General features: G+C 51.7%; 15 protein-coding genes and 1 pseudogene. 3 read left to right on the forward strand and 13 right to left on the reverse strand.

Translation table 11 applies throughout. The annotated features are described in order from the left end of the window. Positions 1 to 198: 198 nt before the first annotated feature. The 6 genes and pseudogenes from DNK57_RS08300 to DNK57_RS09205 all read right to left on the reverse strand — a co-directional run. Entirely contained in the window at positions 199 to 2712 is a 2514-nt protein-coding gene (locus DNK57_RS08300) for an AAA family ATPase (RefSeq protein ID WP_192962495.1), read from the reverse strand. Further along, positions 2709 to 3965, reverse strand: a complete 1257-nt coding sequence (locus DNK57_RS08305; protein WP_226891227.1) for a DNA repair exonuclease — start codon at positions 3963 to 3965, stop codon at positions 2709 to 2711. Before DNK57_RS08305 ends, DNK57_RS08300 begins: the two co-directional genes overlap by 4 nt. An 8-nt stretch (positions 3966 to 3973) precedes the next feature. After that, complete coding sequence (locus DNK57_RS08310) at positions 3974 to 5500, reverse strand: ATP-binding protein (protein ID WP_226891228.1); 1527 nt, start codon at positions 5498 to 5500, stop codon at positions 3974 to 3976. Further along, positions 5488 to 6549, reverse strand: a complete 1062-nt coding sequence (locus tag DNK57_RS08315) for a DNA double-strand break repair nuclease NurA (protein WP_226891229.1) — start codon at positions 6547 to 6549, stop codon at positions 5488 to 5490. The genes DNK57_RS08310 and DNK57_RS08315 overlap by 13 nt, the downstream gene beginning before the upstream one ends. A gap of 151 nt (positions 6550 to 6700) precedes the next feature. After that, a complete protein-coding gene (locus tag DNK57_RS08320) occupies positions 6701 to 7045 on the reverse strand; it encodes a YbjQ family protein (RefSeq protein ID WP_320056902.1) in 345 nt (114 codons plus the stop codon). A 30-nt stretch (positions 7046 to 7075) separates the two neighbouring features. Then, positions 7076 to 7231 (reverse strand): annotated as a pseudogene (locus DNK57_RS09205) (zinc-ribbon domain-containing protein); the annotation flags it as partial. Positions 7232 to 7278: 47 nt separating this feature from the next. On the opposite strand from DNK57_RS09205, the gene DNK57_RS08325 reads away from it, so the two are divergent. The 3 genes from DNK57_RS08325 (at position 7279) to DNK57_RS09400 (ending at position 10620) form a co-directional block, all read left to right on the forward strand. Continuing rightward, entirely contained in the window at positions 7279 to 8571 is a 1293-nt protein-coding gene (locus DNK57_RS08325) for a hypothetical protein (protein WP_226891230.1), read from the forward strand. A 68-nt stretch (positions 8572 to 8639) separates the two neighbouring features. Then, on the forward strand, positions 8640 to 9908 hold the full coding sequence (locus DNK57_RS08330) for an amino acid permease (RefSeq protein ID WP_192962498.1): 1269 nt from the start codon (positions 8640 to 8642) through the stop codon (positions 9906 to 9908). 547 nt (positions 9909 to 10455) lie between these two features. Further along, positions 10456 to 10620 (forward strand): HEAT repeat domain-containing protein, encoded by a 165-nt coding sequence (locus DNK57_RS09400; RefSeq protein WP_192962615.1) that lies wholly within the window; start codon positions 10456 to 10458, stop codon positions 10618 to 10620. Positions 10621 to 11011: 391 nt separating this feature from the next. Here the strand turns inward: DNK57_RS09400 and DNK57_RS08340 are convergent, their stop codons facing one another. The 7 genes from DNK57_RS08340 to DNK57_RS08370 form a co-directional block, all read right to left on the reverse strand. Next, on the reverse strand, positions 11012 to 12664 hold the full coding sequence (locus DNK57_RS08340; protein WP_192962499.1) for a helix-hairpin-helix domain-containing protein: 1653 nt from the start codon (positions 12662 to 12664) through the stop codon (positions 11012 to 11014). A gap of 125 nt (positions 12665 to 12789) precedes the next feature. Then, the gene (locus tag DNK57_RS08345; protein ID WP_192962500.1) at positions 12790 to 13704 is read right to left on the reverse strand and encodes a hypothetical protein; all 915 of its coding nucleotides are present in this window, start codon (positions 13702 to 13704) and stop codon (positions 12790 to 12792) included. Positions 13705 to 13738: 34 nt separating this feature from the next. Then, entirely contained in the window at positions 13739 to 14287 is a 549-nt protein-coding gene (locus tag DNK57_RS08350; RefSeq protein ID WP_192962501.1) for a hypothetical protein, read from the reverse strand. A 225-nt stretch (positions 14288 to 14512) separates the two neighbouring features. Next, a complete protein-coding gene (locus tag DNK57_RS08355; RefSeq protein ID WP_192962502.1) occupies positions 14513 to 15250 on the reverse strand; it encodes a phosphoglycerol geranylgeranyltransferase in 738 nt (245 codons plus the stop codon). A gap of 42 nt (positions 15251 to 15292) precedes the next feature. Beyond that, positions 15293 to 15439, reverse strand: a complete 147-nt coding sequence (locus DNK57_RS08360) for a 50S ribosomal protein L40e (RefSeq protein WP_010876192.1) — start codon at positions 15437 to 15439, stop codon at positions 15293 to 15295. Between the two features lie 2 nt (positions 15440 to 15441). Beyond that, positions 15442 to 15951, reverse strand: coding sequence for a DUF367 family protein (locus DNK57_RS08365; RefSeq protein WP_192962503.1), 510 nt, complete (start codon positions 15949 to 15951; stop codon positions 15442 to 15444). A gap of 469 nt (positions 15952 to 16420) precedes the next feature. Beyond that, a complete protein-coding gene (locus DNK57_RS08370) occupies positions 16421 to 18424 on the reverse strand; it encodes a VWA domain-containing protein (protein ID WP_192962504.1) in 2004 nt (667 codons plus the stop codon). Between the last annotated feature and the right edge of the window lie 136 nt (positions 18425 to 18560).

The following is an 18560-nucleotide window of genomic DNA, read 5'->3' on the forward strand; positions in this document are numbered from 1 at the left end:
TTCAGAGGACAAATCCAGTATAAAGAGCCATCCATATATCCCATTAATGTTAAAAGAAGATCCAGAAGGTTTAATATGTTAAAAACGAGGTGATAATTGAAATTTGAATTTAAAACTTTTCTGATAGCTCAAATAGCCTCAAAGACAACTTTAAACACACAAAATTAAAAATAGAATTATTTCTGTGTCCCTGAAAAATCAGCCGGCCTTTTCTATGATGGATGTTCCGTCAGACTTTTCAACCCTGTAGATATGGTCTGCAAGGTTTTCAAGTTCCTCCTCATGTGATACAAGGATTATCTGTCTGGATTCAAGTTCATCAAAGATGTCCCTGAGCTTGTAGAGCTGTTCCTTGCTGAATCCATCGGTGGGTTCGTCAAGTATGAGGATGTCTGACCTCACATCGGTGAGCCTCTGTACCACCATGTTCAGTGCAAGCCTGTATGCAAGTGCTATGCTGGTCCTCTCACCACCACTGAGGTATTCAAGGTTCTGCTCATAGCCGTCCTGCTCGATGATGGGTGTGAAGTCCTCATCAACCCTCACAGATTTGCTGGGGTCATCCACGAGGACCCTGAACCATTTCTGGAATCTCTCATTGAACTCATGGTTTATCTGTGCCATCACATGGGTCTCAATGTCGGCGAGAGCAGGGATGAAGTACTCCTCGAGCCAGGTCACATAGTTTCCCAGTTCCCGTGCACGTTTCCTGAGTTCTCTCTTTTTAGCAATTTCAGACTCAAGGTTACCAATCTGTCTCTGCTTCTCCTCGATTTTTCCTTCAACTGCACCCCTTCTGTCTCTTTTTTCATCTCGAAGATTTTCCATTTCACCGATACTCTGGGTTAGCTCATGTATACTGGACTCAACTTCATCCCTGTTTTTGAGTGCCTCTTCATTTTCCTTGATTTTAGCTTTCTTTTCAGCGATTTTATTTTTATTTTCATCAATTTTCTTGAGGTTATCTCTGTATTCCCTGCTGGTCTCAGGGTTGAGTTCACTGATCCTGGTCCTGAGATGATCCATCCTGTCCTCTGTTGCTGCAAGTCTGCCAGAGCATTCTGACTCACGCTCACGCAGGGATTTCAGTTCATTCTCCACACTGTTAAATTCAGATTCTGCGTCCTTCAGTTCCTCGATTATCCTCTCAGTCCCTGCAATCTCTTCCTCAATCTCCCGGATCCTTTCTCTGGTTTTATCAAGCCCTTCACGCTTTCTACGGCACTCATCAATCCGTTTCGCAAGGTCCTCCCTGAGCAGCCTCAGTTCATCCCGGGCCCTCTTATATTCCCCTATACGCTTCAGGAGTTCATTTTTATCCAAGATTTCATTTCTGAGCTCTGATATCCTTGATTCAACTGATTTCCTTCTTTCACGGGCCTCGCTGAGTCTATCATCTATGTAGTCCGGGTCAACCTCCTGGTCACATGTGGGGCATATCCCCCTGGTTCCGATGGATTTGTAGTCCTCTATCTTACCCTTGATCCCGCCGAGTTCCTGCTGGAGAGCCGACACCTCAACCTCAAGCCTCCTGATCCCGGCTTCAACTTCATCCTCCCTGTATCCAGGATCCTCAATGGACTCCATGACCTCTATCTTTGATTTTATTCGGCCAGTGTACTCTTCAATCCATGATATTTCATCCTCAAGTTCCTTCCCTGTCTTAAGGAGATTTTTGAGTTCACTGGTAAGGTTCCTGAACTGGATTGAGGCTTCCCTGAACCTCCGGGAGTCCTCCATGAGGGATTCCCTTTTCATCTCAATTCCCTGTATCCTTTCCCTGAGTGACCCGAGTTCCTCCTGGACCTTCTCCCTTCTATCCTTGCATCTCTGGAGTTCATCAACGGATCTCTGATACTCCTCCTCTATATCCCTGTTCCTTTCCATGAGTCTCTCTGAGGATGACATCAGGATTTCCATCTCATTTTTAAGGGATTCTATCTCCTTCTCGGCACTATCAATCCTGTTCTTCTCTACCTGAAGACCCTCCATCTCTGATTCAAGTTTACGTATCTCTTCCTCAATTTTTTCTATATCCCCGTCAAGGAGTTTCTTCTCTGCTTCAATCTCCTTCTTCTCGCTCAGAAGGTTCTCAAGTTCTCCCTCCTTATCCTCAAGGTCATAGGACCTATCTTCAAGGCTCTCTGATTCCCTTCTTATTCTCCTGGAAACAAGCCTTGCATTATCAGCCGCCCTGCTGTACTTCTCAATGTCAAAGGCCTTCCTGAGCCTTTCAAGACGGTCATTCCTGGGGGCCTCAATTATGCTCTTCATCTGCTCCTGTGGGGTGAAGACAGCGTAACGGTATATCCTGCTCTTGGCCCTGGGGTTCAGGGGTTCCCTGTAACCGAGTATCTCAAGTACCTCGGCCTTCAATTCCTTTGCAGAGAGTTTCCTGACCCCACGGGGTGTTCTGATGTGGAGTTCGCCCTGCTGAACCCCGCTGGACCCCCTCCTGAGTTCCCTGTAAACCGTGTACTCCTCTCCCTCAACGGTGAAGGTGAGCTTAACCGAACCTGAATTTGATGTGGCCCTCAGGAGGCTGTCACCCCTCTGATCACCCAGGCCGAAGAGGGCGAATTCTATTGCAAGGAGCAGAGTGGTCTTACCTGAACCAATATCACCCTCAAATAGGGTCACCCCCTCATCAAACTCAACCCTTCCCGACTCATAGCTCCTTATGTTCCTGATTTCAAGTGAATTGATGATCAAGTACCATCACCACCCAGATCCAGGTCCAGGACATCCTCGGCATCCTCGGTGATCCTCTTCTCATATTCGCTCCTGTTCTCACCCGGGGCCTTCTCATTCTCAAGTCTCCTCAGGAGCTCAACCGCAATGGAATCACCCTCATCCATGAGTCTCCTGTTTTTGATGTCAAGCCCTGCAAGTTTCTCCCTGAAGATCCTCCTCTCCATTCTGGGCACATCACTCTCCACCACCCTGACCTTCTGGATCTCGCGGGTGCTGAGGCCGTACCTGTTTATCTGGACGACACGGGCCCCCATGGATTCAAGTCTTTCCCTTATACTCGCCGAGTTTATGTCCGATGTCCTTCCTGAGCTGAGCTCACCCCTTATCTTGAGCATCACAACCTTCCCTGTAACATCATGGTCCGCTATCTCCCGCCCTATCAGGGAGAATGCGTCCTGGGAGTTCCTCCCTGTAACATCACATTCAATGTACTCGAACTCGGCCGGCCTTATCTCCCTGAACTCAGGTTCCCTGACCTTATCAGTGAATTCCACCAGATAGTAACCCCTGACCTCTCCCCTGGCGTTTTCCTCGAGGTCACCGGCGTATGAACCAAAGAGTGTGCCCGGGTACACGATGGGACCGTAGCCCTCCTCATGGTAGCATCCACTCCTGTGGACGTGTCCACCGGCATAGTACTCGAATCCCCTGGGGAAGAGGTTCAGGTCCACCGATTCCATGTCTGCAAGGTCAGCCGGTTTGAACTGGGTTATGGCGCTGTGGAAAAGGAATATCCTGAACCCCTCCTCGGCCTCCAGGGCATCCCTGTCGAGTTTCATGAAGTAGTCGACCTCAAGGGTCCTTGATCTGCCTGAAAGTCCTGTGATCTTTGCGCCTGTCTTCTCGTCCACCGTGAACTCAAGTCCAAGCCTCTTACCTGGGATGGGGCGAACGACCTTCTCTATCACCCCTGCACTTTCAAGGATGTCTATCATGGATGTGTTGGATGGGCTGTAGTCGTGACTCCCGTAGTTGACGTATATGGGGACCCCCGCCTCCCTGACCCTCCTGAGTTCAAGGGTGGCCCTCTTGACGGTCTCCATGTTGGGTATGTTGGAGTGGAAGAGGTCCCCTGCTATTATTATGAAGTCAACGTCATTCTGGAGTGCATCATCCAGGGCCATCCTGAAGGCCTCAAATTCAAGTTCCCTGAGGTCAGGCTGTTTCTGAGCCCCCAGGTGGCAGTCTGAGAGGTGTGCGAATCTGTACATGCCCACACCTACCCTATAAACTCAATCTCCTCATCTTCACTATCCTCTGATTCCAGTCCCGCTGATTCAATGAACTCCTCAAAGAGGGGTATCTTCACAGGGACTGCGAACTTTGTGAATATGCTGCTCACTATGGCTTCACCCTTATCAAGGCTTGCTATGGTCCTGTTATCATCTGATAGATCCTGTGAGGCACTCCCTATTATCTCAGCCCTCTCCTGGGCCATCTCATTTCCCAGGATTATCTTGGTGTTCATGTTGGCAAGGACAGTCCTGGGTATCAAACTCACGAGCTGGGTTATTGCAATTAGTCCTATGTTGAATTTACGCCCCTCCCTTGCTATGGTGCTGTAGATGTTGTTTCCCTGCCTCTCAATGACCTCCTTTCCGAGGACGCGGGGGGCCTCCTCTATCACTATCCCTATGACCGGTTTTCGCCGGAGCTTCCCATCGGCCTTGTACTGCTGGTACCTCCTGAAGATCTCGGCTGAGATGACACTTCCAACCAGGAGTTCGGCCTCACCCATGAGTCTTGAGGTGTCCACCACGACGATCCTTCCATCCTCAAGGCTGGCCGCGATGTCCTTTATTGTTGACTCGCCTCCACGCTCCCTGAAGACTCCTCCCCTTGACTTTATTTTGCCGTCATCAAGGTACACTCCGAGGATGACGTCGAAGATCCTCCTCAGCACGTTGAGTGTCACCTGCTGTACGCCGGGTAGTTCCTCTCCCTTCACGATCTTCAGGATCCATTCATCCCCGTATTCGTTGTAGTACCTTGCAATTGCCTGCTCCTGTGCCTGTGTGAAGGGAATTATGCCCTCAAAGTGCTCGGGGCGGAGTGACCTTAGGTTTATGGTGAGGGTGTTCCCGCCCACAGGGGCATCAGGGGAGTAGTAGACCACATTATTTGAGGGGTGCCTCCGGAGGCCGGCCTCGTTCCTCCCGTAGTACTCATCGTGTGGGTCCAGGACGAGAATGCCCACCCTGTCCATCTCTGCAAGGCTCCAGAGCATCACCTTCACAAGGTTACTCTTACCCCTCCCTGTGGTTGCAGGTATTAGGATGTGGTGGGTTATGGCGTCAACTGCATCGACGTAGACCGGTGTATCCAGGACCTTCGAGCCGCTCCTCACGTGTCCAAGGAATACAGGGTTTCTGGGCTTCTCAAGGAAGTCCAGGTCCCCCTCTCTGATCCTCCGGACCTCCCTGAAGAATCTGGGGAGGCGTTTGGGTATCAGTGGCTCCCCCTCCCTCACATGGAGTATGGGGCGGGCCTCTGCAATGATGTAGTTCCTCAGCTCCGGTTCGAGGAACTCCACGTCCCCGCTGTAACCCTCAAGGTTGAACCCCGATGCCAGCTCCCTCATGCCCTGGGGTATCTGGGACCTGTACCTGAGGTCCTTGACCTGGAGTATTGTGTATCCATCGCCCTCTGCAACCAGCAGGTCGCCGAGTTCTACGGGTTCACCTGATTTCTGCCTTATGAGTACCGCGGCTGTTTCACCGCCTATTATCTGGCCTACAGCTTCCATTGATCCTCACCTGCATACCTGTTAAGTTCATCATGGTAGTTCATGGTATCGATCTCCTCCCTTATGCCCTCAAGGACCTCCCGGTCCCTGACCTGTGAGAGGAGCCTCCTCCTGTATATCTCCACCTCATCACCTGAGACCCTGGCCCTCATATCCACATCAACCAGGCCGTAGGGGTATCCAGGGAAGCATGCATCCCTCGCATTGAGGGATAGGGCTGATGCGACCTCCATGGCATCATCCCTTCCGCACTCGCCGAGGATGTCCATCCTGAATATCCTCCCTGCCGGGTTCAGTTTAACTGCAGTGATGGTGGTCGGCCTGTCCGTCCTGATGGCGACTGGGTGGTAGCACCAGCCCCCCTCCATGTAAGATTCTGCGGCGAGTCTCCCCACCGCAGCTAGGAGTGAGATGGATGTGGTGGTGTAGAGGGTGCATGTCTTTGAGAGTCCAGCCACATGGATGTCCCTGGCCTCATCCATGAGTTTCATGATGTAGCGGTTCTCCCTCTCGAATGATGCCTGGAGTGACCCGTCCCTCACCAGGATGTCCCCATCATCGAGTTCATTGAGGGCCCCTGTGGCCATGGTCCACTCTGCGAACCTCCTCGGGAGGCCCCTGAGGGTTGACTCATCAACCAGCTCTGCATCTGCAAGCCCAAGCTGGAGGTCATCCTCATCTGGAAGGAACTCCCGGTACTCCTCCCTGATTGGGTGTAGCTGGAACCTGCATGTCCCATCCTCTGGATGGATCTTCATGACCGAGAAGAACTCGATCCTTGATGGCATCTCTGGCTGGATCCTCGCATCTCCCCTGAAGAGGCTCAGGGCGACCCTGTTGATCTGGACTGATATTGCCGGTCCCTCCAGTATGGGGCTGTTACCCCCATCTATGAAGGCCAGGAGCCTCTTATCTCGCCCCTGAATGGGTATGAAGCCATCCGCGGTGAATTCATGGACCCTGTATCGTGATGATCTGAAGTAGGGCCTCCCAAGATCGGCTCTGACACTCCCCTCCAGGGTCTGTGCAATCCTATCAAGAACGTCCAATAAAAAATCCCCCATGTAAATGTTTAATATTGAATAAGAAATGAATGTTATAAATAGTTTGTGGTTTTCTGCTGAAGTACTCTGTCCATTGCAAAGCCCCTGCTCCTTCTCAGGAGAGGGGTCGCCATGGCATCCGATGGCACCGCGGGACTCACTCCTCTGGTTCAACTATAACAGCTGTACCGTAGGCCAGGATCTCCTGCATAATATCTGAGATTGAGTCTGAATCAAATCTCACACTGATAACCGCATTGGCGCCCATTTCACGGGCATGATCCAGCATCCTTTCAAGGGCCTCCTGCCTTGAGTGCTCCATCATGGTGACGTACTCCTTGATCTCACCGCCCACAATGGACCTTAAACCGGCACCTATCTGGCCCCCCAGGCCCCTGCTCCTCACTGTAAGGCCGTATACAAATCCAAGTACCTTGACGGCCCTGTAACCAGGGACATAGTTGCTTGTAACGTATATAATATCCCCGTGCTCCTCAACCACCACAGGTTTTTCCCTTCGCTCCTCCAGCCTTGTGCCGCACTCATCGCAGAAGTTGGCTTCAGCCCCATACTCCTTGCCACAGTTTGGGCAGAACTTCTCGGCTTTCTTGGGCTCAGATCCTGCAGTTGCAGGTCCCATACCCTTCTTCTCGGCGAGTCTCCTCTTCATCTCTTCACTTGTAACCATAATAACACCATAATTAATTTCTACTGCAAGTGTATAATAAGGTTACCATGAAATCAGGGAAAGCCTATGTTGAACCATTCACCAGAAGAGGCACTATCTGGGGGCTTATAATCCCCTACATCCCCCTCATCATTCTTACCTTACTCCTCATCCTCAAACCATACTACCTCTTCCCGACCCATGGCGACCTTGACTTCCACCTTGTGAGGGCCAGGGAGATAATGCTGGACCCAAGCAGGGGCCTCCTCTGGGATTACCTGGTCTATTACCCCATGGGAAGACCCCTGGGCCATCCGCCGCTCATCCAGGCAGTAATCGCGGGACTGTGGACCCTGGGGGGTGTCAGGTTCGCCCACTCCATAATGTGCGTGACCCAGATACTTCTCACAGTATTCACGGCATCATGGGTTGCCTCAAGGTGGTATGGCAGGCGTGCGGGGCTCATCGCAGGTACACTGGTCCTTGCATCCCCCCGCCCTGACACACTCTCTGTTATAATGCCAGCAGCCTACATACCCGTCCTGGTTGTCCTGACAGTGTACCTCCTTGGGGAGGACCGCTTGTCTGCAGCGGTGACAGGGACCCTGGCGCTCTGGACCCACTTCATAGCCCTCATAACGGTGGTGCCTGCTGTCATGGCGGATGGCATCAGGAGAAACCTGAGGGTGATCGCCGCCCTTACACCATCCCTGATACTCTGGTGGGCCTACTTCCTCAGTTTCAGGGGGGCGCCGCAGGAGGCCTCCCCGGGCGGCTACTTCAGTGCAGGGTGGCTGGTATTCATGGTCCTCCTCTACTTCGGGGTCCCCGGCCTCTACCTGGTGAGGGATCGGAGGGAGTTCCGGCCCCTCATGGTCTACATTGCCATTGTACTTGCAGCGGAGTTCCTCTTCGATGACATATCAAGGGGTCTGCAGTACGTGGCCCTCCCCCTTGCAGTTGTTGGTGGATATGCAGGGTCAAGGATGCTTGAAACCCCATCAACTGCCATGAGACTGGTTACAGTGGCACTGATAATCTCATCAGCCACTTTATTTACAGAACAGCTGCTGCTCACCGATATAAGGTGGTCGGACACTGCCATACCATTTGAGAACCATTATCACCCCCTCAAGGAGTACATCGAATCCCATACGGGCCCTGATGAGGTCGTCTGGGCCTCAGCCCCCATTGCAGATAAGGTGGCCTGGATGACAGGTAGGAGGGTCTCCAGCGGTCACTACGGTCCACCCCCCGGCTTCAGGGAGACCCACCAGAGGATCAACATCTACCAGGAGGATGGAAGGTTTGTGGTGAGGGATGGAAAAAACAGGACAGTGGATGTTATAGATCCGCTATAAGATAATCAAATTCAGATAGCATCTAAAAGAGGGAAAAATTAAATCCAACCAACTCACTTATTAAATCCATGAAGTCCAGACTGAGAAGGGAACTCGGCCTCTTCGACGCCGTGAACCTCGTGGTGGGTACCATCGTGGGGGCCGACATATACATAGTGGCCGCCTATGGTGCAGGCAGCCTCGGCCCGGCCTCCATACTCGCCTGGATCCTCGCAGGGTTCATGGCCCTCATAATCGCCCTGGTATTCTCTGAGGCCTCAGCCATACTCCCCAGGACAGGTGGGCCCTACGCCTATGCAGTGGAGGCCCTGGGCGGGTTCACGGGTTTCATAACCGGCTGGTCCCTCTGGATCTCATCATGGGTTGCCATAGCTGTTTTTCCCATAGCCTTCATCTACTACCTGGAGTACTTCATCCCCCTGAATCCCCTGGGGGAGGCCCTCATAAAGGTCCTCTTCATCATCTCACTCACCCTGATAAACATTGCAGGGGTTGGGAGGGCTGGTAAAGTCAACGACGTCCTCACGGTCCTCAAGGTGGCCCCTGTGCTCCTCTTCGCGGTCCTGGGCGCGCTCCACCTTGCACTGAACCCGGGGCTCCTTGCATCTAATTACACGCCGGTGGCCCCCATGGGCCTCGGTGCCCTGGGCAGCGTGACGGTCCTCATATTCTGGGCCTACGTGGGATTTGAGCTCGTGACGGTCCCTGCAGATGAGGTCAGGGACCCTGAGAGGACCATACCCCTCGCCATAACCCTCGGAATAGTCTTCGTGGCCCTCTTCTACATCCTCACCAACGCGGTTATCCTTGGCCTTGTGCCCTGGAGGGTGCTTGCATCCTCAACTGCGCCCCTCACCGTGGCAGGTTACAGCCTCATGGGGGGCCTGGGGGCCCTCATACTCACAGCGGGGGCTGTCTTCTCCATCGCAGGTTCAGAGGAGGCGGGTATGCTCACAACTGCAAGGCTACTCTTTGCCATGTCAGAGGACGGGTTTCTTCCAGGCTTCCTCTCCAGGGTGCACCGGAGGTTCGGCACCCCCCATGTGAGCATACTGGTCCAGAACCTCACAGCCCTCATAGCTGCCCTCGCAGGCACCGTTTCGGGTCTAATCGAACTATCAGTGGTCACCCTCCTCCTCCCCTACGCAGCAACCTGCATCTCACTGGCCGTCCTGAGGAGGAGGGAGGGTTCAGGGGTCCCCCTTAAGAGTGTTCTGGGTGTCCTTGTCTGCCTATACCTCCTCATGAACACCACACCATCCACCACCCTGCAGGGGATCCTCCTGATCCTTGCAGGGGCACCACTATATCTGATATTTAGAGGTAGACGGCTGTAACACTGATCATCAGAGCAACCGGTAAGGTATATCTGATATAGAGGTAGACAGCTTTAACACTGATCATCAGAGCAGCCGGTAAGATATATCTGATATTTAGAGGTAGACAGCTTTAACACTGATCATCAGAGCAGCCGGTAAGATATATCACCGGGGATCCCATAATAGTCCTGTATATTCCGGGCAGCATCGATACCATCCATCTCACCCGGGAAGTAAACGTCCTTATTTTTTTGAGCCGTGCTGTGTGGTGGTGGGGGCTTCCCCGCGGATGTTGATAGGCACTCCTGCAGTGAATCCCGGAGCCTTATAGTCCCAGCTGTTTTATGTATGGAGAATAATTCAGCAACGCGAATACTCAGAAATCAGGACGACTACCATGAAGCCAATAAATGCAAATATAGGAATCCTTCAGAGGCAAAAATTAAAAAGCTCCCTGTAAGCAGGGTAATTAAGTATCAGGAGGGGGCAAGATGCAGGAGAACAGAACCCTGCAAAAAAACTACCCAAGAGCAGTAGAACCACTAACCCAAACACTAAAAGATGAATATCAGGACGTGCGCAAGCTGCAGCAGAAGCCCTGGGCGAGATAGGAGACCCAAAAGCAGTAGAACCACTCACAAAAGCACTGAAAGATGAAGAACCATCTGTGCAAACGCAAGTAGAAGAGGCATTAACAAAGTTAAATGGCGATGATCTGGAGACTACCTGAAAAATAGAGGTAAAGAAAAATGCCCATTCAAACCTCAATCGGTGGGTTTTATTCGTCTAAACGAACCTTCAAAAAAAACTCCAGATCACATAGATTTCTTTAGACCCGCTGGTTCTGACAGGGTGACATTCCCTGGCAGTGACGAGTTGAGCATCTAGCTGTTTCAGGTTAGGGTATGCTGGTTTTGCAATTTATAAACTTCAAGAGGATGACCATGAATAGATCTTCAAGGGCTTGAAATCACCTTTACCATAGGAAGAGACCTACACCAGTACAGGGGGCCCCTGAGATAGATGGAAAAAGTACCGAACACGAGTTAAACCTGAAACAGTGAACATCCATGCATCGATCCTTTAAGTTACTGACCCCTGCCTGAAGCTTAAATGGGAAATCAGCCCCTGAGCCATTTCATGAACCTTCTTAATCCCATGGTGTTAAGAACATTCTCAGCCTCTGCCCAGCCCCTCCTGGCGGTGATGACACCCCACCTGATGTTCTCAAGGCCCCCACGGGAGTGGGCGTCACTGTTGATTGCAATCCTGCAGCCCATATCAACCGCCATCTTAACATGTGAATCCCTCAGGTCGAGTCTCAGGGGGTTGGAGTTAACCTCCAGGGCCACGCCCGCATCAGCAGCCCCCTCAATCACCCTCTCAATATCCACGACAGGTTCAGGTGAACCAAGAACCCTCCCTGTCGGGTGGCCTATGATACTCACAGGATCATGGTCCATTGCTGCAAGGAGCCTCTCTGTCAGGTTGCCGGGCTCATGGATGCTAGCAACGACGAGGTCGAAGTCCCTCAGGAAACGGTCGGGTACCTCAAGGCTGCCATCGGGGAGGATGCTGACCTCAACACCTGCAAGGACCTCAATCTCCTCAATCCTCTCAGCCGCCCTTAAGTAGGCGTCGGGGTCATCGATGTACCTGGCATGGTCTGTGATGGCTATGTACTCCCTCCCGAGTACCGATGCATACTCTGCCATCTGCTCCACCGTATCAACCCCGTCACTGAAGAGGCTGTGCATGTGCAGGTCCCCCCGTATATCAGCGGGTGTTACAAGTTCAGGCAGTTCACCCCTGGCTGCGGCCTCCACCTCGCCACGGTTCTCCCGGAGCTCGGGTTCAATGTAGTTCAGGCCAAGGGCCTCCAGGACCTCGGCCTCGGTTCTCCCGGCCACCCTCTCATGGCCCCTGAAGAGGCCGTATTCACTCAGCTTCATTGAAGAGGATATCGCCCTCCTCCTCAGCTCCACGTTGAACTCCCATGACCCGGTGAAGTAGAGGAGGGCTGACCCGAAGACCTCATCATCGAATACCCTGAGGTCGCAGTCGAGGCCCTCCCTGAGGCGGACTGTGGACTTCCTTGGACCCCTAACCACGACCTCCTCCACCTCATCCATGGATGTGAAGTGGTCCATGACGGCCTCCGGGTCTGTGGCTGTTACGAGGATGTCGATATCCCCAACGGTCTCACGACCCCTCCTTATGGAACCTGCAACCTCCACCCTCTGAACCCCCTCAAGTTCAAGGAGCCCTGACTTTATCCTGGATGCCAGGGGGACCACATAGGCAAGGGGTCTTCTTGAGATCCTTGACCTTGCAAGTTCGATGTTCCGTAGTATCATGGCCTCCCTCTTATCACCCATACCAGGGAGTCTCCTGAGTCGGTGCCTCCTTGCCTGCTCCTCCAGGTCTGCGAGGGTCTTTATCCCAAGTTCCTCGTAGAGGAGTTTAACTGTCCTTGGCCCGACACCCTCCACTGAGAGGAGGGAGTCAAGGTCCACAGGGTACTCCTCTGAGAGTCTCTCGAGGAGTTCCAGGGACCCTGTGGCGAGGATCTCCTCTATCTTTGCAGAGATATTCCTGCCAACTCCTGGAAGTTCCTGGAGTCTTCCCTGGGCTGCAACATCCTCTATATCCTCATTGAGGAATTCTACCGTCCTTGCAGCCCTCCTGTAGGCCTTGGTCCGGAATTCATCGCCTGCAAGTTCCATGTAGTCGGCCACGCGGTTCAGTATGTGGGCCACAAGATGATTCTTCATGAACATAGTTATGGTGGCCATCATTAACCAGTCTTTTGGTGGAGAGTAACGGTAAATGATTTCTCCAGCCCAAGTCGATGACCTTGCAGAAATAAAAAAACTATATGAAAAAGATTAATGAATTTTCATCTTTCTATCTTAACCCTTATCCTGGGTATCCTGGGTTTTCTTGATCTGAGGAACCATACAGTTACAATTAGGACAAGTAGAACTATCAACCATACAGGAATAACAATCAGTGTTCTCTCAGCCACCACAGGTTTCTGGCTGCTGTAGCGGCCGTAGGCCACATTGATGGTGGCCGTGTAGATCCCCATATCAAGTATACCGGGGGTCCAGGTCACCTCATCACTGTAGGCGTCACCGGGATAGACGCCCCCACTTGAATTCACAGCGTCAGAGAGGAACCCGTTAACCTGGAGGGTTGATGTGAAGTTTTCATAGACATTTCCCCTGTTTTTAACGGTGTAGGAGAAACTCCCAGGCATAAGACCCAGAAGGATGGATGGACCCGTGAAGGACTCAATGAATAGTGACTCCCTTATATCACCGGGCAGTCCTATCAACACCGGCACTATGACCTCTGTGGCCTGTTTGAGTGTCACAGAGGTCCCCCTACTGTTAAGGGTGCCGGCCTTTGATGTCGATGTTACAACAAGCGCCCCGACGGCGTCCCTGTAGTTGTAGTTTACCGGAACGTTGACCTGGAAGTTCACCTCCCGTCTCTCACCTGGCCTCAATGTGAATGATCCGTTCTGGACCCTTATCCATCTTGCAACTCCATCATCCATGAGGAGAAGGTTCCTTTTATCCTTAAGTATTCTCTTTGGGGTAATGGTGATGATTGCGGTTTCCCTGTATGGGTTGGAGATGGTGATTTTACCTTCATGCGAACCGGCTCCAGTGAACTCAAACCTTGTGGGTGAAACAACGATGCCCGCTGCGAAGCACTCGCCGATGATTGAAATGAGGATTATAACTGAAACTAAAATTAATGCTCTCCTATCCAGTTTAACACCTCCAGAATTGGTTTCTCGCATTTAAACTCCTAAAAAAAATAAGATGGAATGGAATTTATGGACTTGTTGGTGCTGTTCCACCGGTCTGAACAGCGGCATGGTAGACTGTTGTGGTGTAGTTGCCTGGTGGTGTTGCAAATGGAACAAGCAGGTAGAGGTCCACAGGGATTGTCAGCTCATTGCCCTGACTTGGAGCTGGCCAGTTTTCCCTGACCATTACATAGCTTGTTGTGAATGCTGTTTTTGCTACACTGGCACCGTAATCCGCGTATTTGAGGTTTGAAAGGGGTATGGTATTTGAACCGTTGGTAAGGTCTCCCGCTGCACGTACATAGAGGTCTATTGCCACGTTGGATGAATGTTTGACCTGTTCACCGCTTGCTCCCCCATCCCAGGAATATTCCTGGTTATCTGCAAGGAGATCAAGGAGGTATATCGTACTGTTGTTGGCTCCATTCGCCCAGAAGGCCCCGATGGCTATTGTTGGTTCCACCTCTGCCTCAAGCTGCTGTGTTGCTGATGGTGACGCGGCTCCAAAAACCGGTGAAAAGGATGCCACAGTCAAAACCACTGATAGAATAAGCACCGCCAGAAGTGATCTCACGCCCATCACCTCCCTTAAGTTTGTTAATAAATTATTGAGACAACACATATGTATATTTTACTGTGACTCAGAAAAAGATGCAAAGTTTTTATATATAAGAACCTATGCTGGAATAAATGGCCTCCGAAGAGCTGATCTAAGGAGAGTTAATATCAGGTAAAAGGATAATCTATGGAAATAAAATAGTTTCTGCCTATGAAAAAAATGACCATGTATAGAGATCCTTCAGGCAGAAGCCATACCCTCAACGATCTCCCTGATCTTGTCCTCAACGTTGTCACTGTTCTCGACCACGGTACCTGTCACCACGACGTCTGCGCCTGCCCCTGCAACCCTTGCAGCGTCCTCACCACTCCTTATACCACCGCCGACTATGAGTATCTGATCCGTGCACCGCTTAACAAGGGCTATCATCTCCTCAGGCACATGCTCAGGTGCCCCTGACCCTGCCTCCAGGTAGAAGAGCCTCATGCCAAGGAACTCAGCTGCCATGGCATAGGCGGCTGCAATGTCTGGTTTGTTCCTGGGGACCGGCTTGGTGTCACCGACCCATCCAACCGTACCGCCTGGTTCAACCACCAGGTAGCCCATGGGGAGAGCCTCTATACCCATCTTCTTAACGGTGGCTGCGCCCAGGGCCTGGGCACCTATGATCCAGTAGGGGTTTGTGGAGTTAAGGAGACTCATGAAGAATATTGCATCGGCGTAGCGGCTAACACCGGTGGTGTTACCCGGGAAGAGTATTATTGGGACGTCTATGTTCTCCCTAAGGGCCCTGGCTGTATTGTCAAGTTCACTGGAATCCGTGGTTGACCCTCCAAGCATTATACCATCCGTGCCTCCCCTTATGGCTGCCAGGGCTATCTCAACGGCCTCCTCTGGGGCCTGCTCCTCGGGGTCTATGAGGGTAAGGTGTATCTTCCTCTCCCTAAGAATATCATGGAAGTAATCTTCAACCTTCATTTTGAACACTCAGAAAAATAGTAAAAAAGGAGAGGGGGCTGCTTAACCCCTTGGTTCCTTGGCCTTGTACCTTAATCCCTTGTAACCACACTTCCTGCATGTCTTTGCAGTTGGTGGGTTCCTAGCGTTACATTTAAGGCAGATCTTGATATTGAACAGTCTGTTTTCTGCTTCCTCAAACCTTGCCATAATTAGCCTCCTATGAATTTGTTCTGAATCTCTACAACCTCAAGGCTGTTCTCAGCCCTGGAGTAAGCTTCAAGAAGTTCACGGTTGAGGTCCAGGAAGTGTGGACCCCACTTGAAGTAGGACATTATATCCGACGCTATATCTTTCAGTCCAACTATATAAAGGGTTGCCGCCACGGCCTCTGCAGTTGAGAGTATGCAGGGCTTCCCGTAGTTTGTCGGGTTTGCAGCCACAAGGAATGGTAGGGACCTGTGGTTCCTTGCGGTCTGGAATATGACGGACGATTTCTTAACCTTTTTCCATGAGCAGTCAAGGGCTGCAATGCCCCTCCTGAGGACCATGTCCCTGTCCTCTGGGGAGACCGCCTTCTCAGAAAAAGGGTTGAGGACAAGTGCCCCTCTTGGTAACTGGTTGAGACTACTTACTATTTTAAATTTTCCCTTCCTTCCAAGTTTGAGGCTCGTGCACTTCTTCCTGTCACACTCCTCTGCATGGTAGACCACAATCTTCATCAGGCTGATATTGGTTATTCGGCTATATAAAATTTGGATGTTGAAACCAGAGAAAACAAGCATCCACCCAGATCTGGATTGCCGGGACAGCATCTAAAGCCCCGCGGACCGCAGAATAATCTGTAGCCAGCATGGAGAAAACAATCAACGAAGGTGATTGAAGAGGATCAGAACCTAAAACATTGCCCTCTCATACTCCATTATCCTGGAAACAGCACCAAAAACATTAAAATCTAAAACATTGCCCTCTCATACTCCATTATCCTGGAAACAGCACCAAAAACATTAAAATCTAAAACATTGCCCTCTCATACTCCATTATCCTGGAAACAGCACCAAAAACATTAAAATCTAAAACATTGCCCTCTCATACTCCATTATCCTGGAAACAGCACCAAAAACATTAAAATCTAAAACATTGCCCTCTCATACTCCATTATCCTGGAAACAGCACCAAAAACATTAAAATCTAAAACATTGCCCTCTCATACTCCATTATCCTGGAAACAGCGCTGGATGGGTCCCTGAGGTCATGGAGGTCATAGTAGCTGCCCCCTGAAGCCAGGGCTATCTCCATGTTGAGGTCCCTTCCACCCCGTGATCCCCTCTCAAAGTTTATCACCGTTGAGGGTATCTCCTCATCCTTCAGCCTTGAGGCCGCCTCAACAGCCTCCCTCTTGGGGTCCCTGCCCACACCAACATTGGGCATACCATCACTGAGTATTACCATGAATGGAACGTACTCGCCGCGCCTCTTCTCCTCCCTGAGTATCTCAAGACCGCGCTCTATGCCCTGGGCCATGGGTGTTGTCCCACCGACCCTTATGCTCTCCACGGCATCCCTGAAGGATGATGCATGGGCAGTTGAGGGTATTATCACCTTCGCGTCCCTGCCCCTGAATCCAACAACACTTATCCTGTCCCTGTGCCTCTGCGCATCCTCTATGAACCTCTCTATGAGGCCCTTGACCATTGCGGCCTTCCTGTCAGAGAACATGGACCCGCTTATGTCGACCACAAGGACTATGGATGCCCTTGCACCGTGTTTGCGTATCTTCTCCCTTATATCACCGGGCCTTATCTCAAGTTCACCCCTGGAGGCCGCAGCACGGATTGTGGCGTCTATGGCCACATCCCCGGGCTCACCCCTGGGGAACCTGCTCCTTATGTACTTCCCCTTACTTGTCTTTGACTCGACACGTGCACCGTAGAGCCTCTCCTTCTTCCTGCCCCTGACCTTAAGGAGCTTCTTTATATCAACATCCACGTCCTCGGTTTCAGGGCTTCTATCTGGTCCCCCCGCAGATAGGCCGGCCAGGGAGGCTGAACCCCTTGACTCTGAACCTTCATTCCCCTGAGAACCTCCGGAGCCCTGACCTGACTCCTCACCCTCAGAACCCCCTGAACCTTCACCCCCTGATGATGCCTCTGAGTCGCCCTGATCCTCCTCAGATTCCCTCTCACGCTCCATCTCCTCACGGGCCCTCTGCATCTCCCTCCTGGTGTTCTCGCGGTTGTAGGTCCTGCCTGGTATCCTCTCACCAAGGACAAGGACTATTGCATCCTCAACGTCCTCCTCGCGTACCCTCCTTCTTCCATTGAAGGCGGCTATTGCCTTTGATGTCCTCACTATGGCAATGTCGGACCGGTGGCCGTCAACACCTGCATCAACACAGACCCTTGCTATGAGCTCCAGGAGGTCATCGTCGATGGTCACCGCCGGGAGAAGCTTCCTGGCAGCCATTATCCTGTCACGTAGCCTGCTCTGGCTTTCAGCGAACCTCTCAACGAAGCCCTCAGGGTCGTCCTCGAATTCATCCCTCCTCTTCATTATGAGGACCCTCTGCCCTATGTCGGTCACGGTCTCCACGTTTATGTGTATACCTATCCTGTCTGAAAGCTGGGGCCTAAGTTCGCCCTCAGCAGGGTTCATGGTACCGACGAGTATGAACCTTGAGGGGTGCTGGAGGGATATGCCCTCCCTCTCCACCGTGTTGACACCGTAGGCCGCCGCATCCAGGAGCACGTCGACCAGGTGGTCATCCAGGAGGTTTATCTCATCAACGTAGAGTATGTTCCTGTTGGCCTCTGCAAGTATACCCGGCTCAAGGGCCTTTATCCCCTCGGTGAGGGCCTTCCCTATGTCGAGTGACCCGACAACACGGTCCTCTGTGGCCCCCAGTGGGAGTTCAACGACCCTCATCTTCCGGTATTCAACCTCCACGTCCCCGCCACGGCACATGTCACATGCACCCTCCGGGTCATCCGGGTCGCAGTTGAAGGGGCAGCCCTTAACAGTCCTCAGGGAGGGCAGGAGATCCGCCAGGGCCCTCACCGCCGTTGTCTTACCTGTACCCTTATCACCCTTGATGAGGACACCGCCTATCCCAGGGTTTATTGCGTTGAGTATAAGGGCCTTTTTAACCTTTTCCTGTCCTACTATGGCTGTGAATGGAAAAATAAGGTTCTTCATTAACTCACCTGGTCATCCTGACCATTTAATTTTATATTTATTCTGAATAATAAGTTTTTACATGGTATGGTATTAATGTTTCATGATATCTTAGGATAAAGAAGCGCCCTGCTGGATAAAATAGATAAGTGATTGA

Source organism: Methanothermobacter thermautotrophicus, from assembly GCF_014889545.1.
GTDB lineage: Archaea > Methanobacteriota > Methanobacteria > Methanobacteriales > Methanothermobacteraceae > Methanothermobacter > Methanothermobacter thermautotrophicus_A.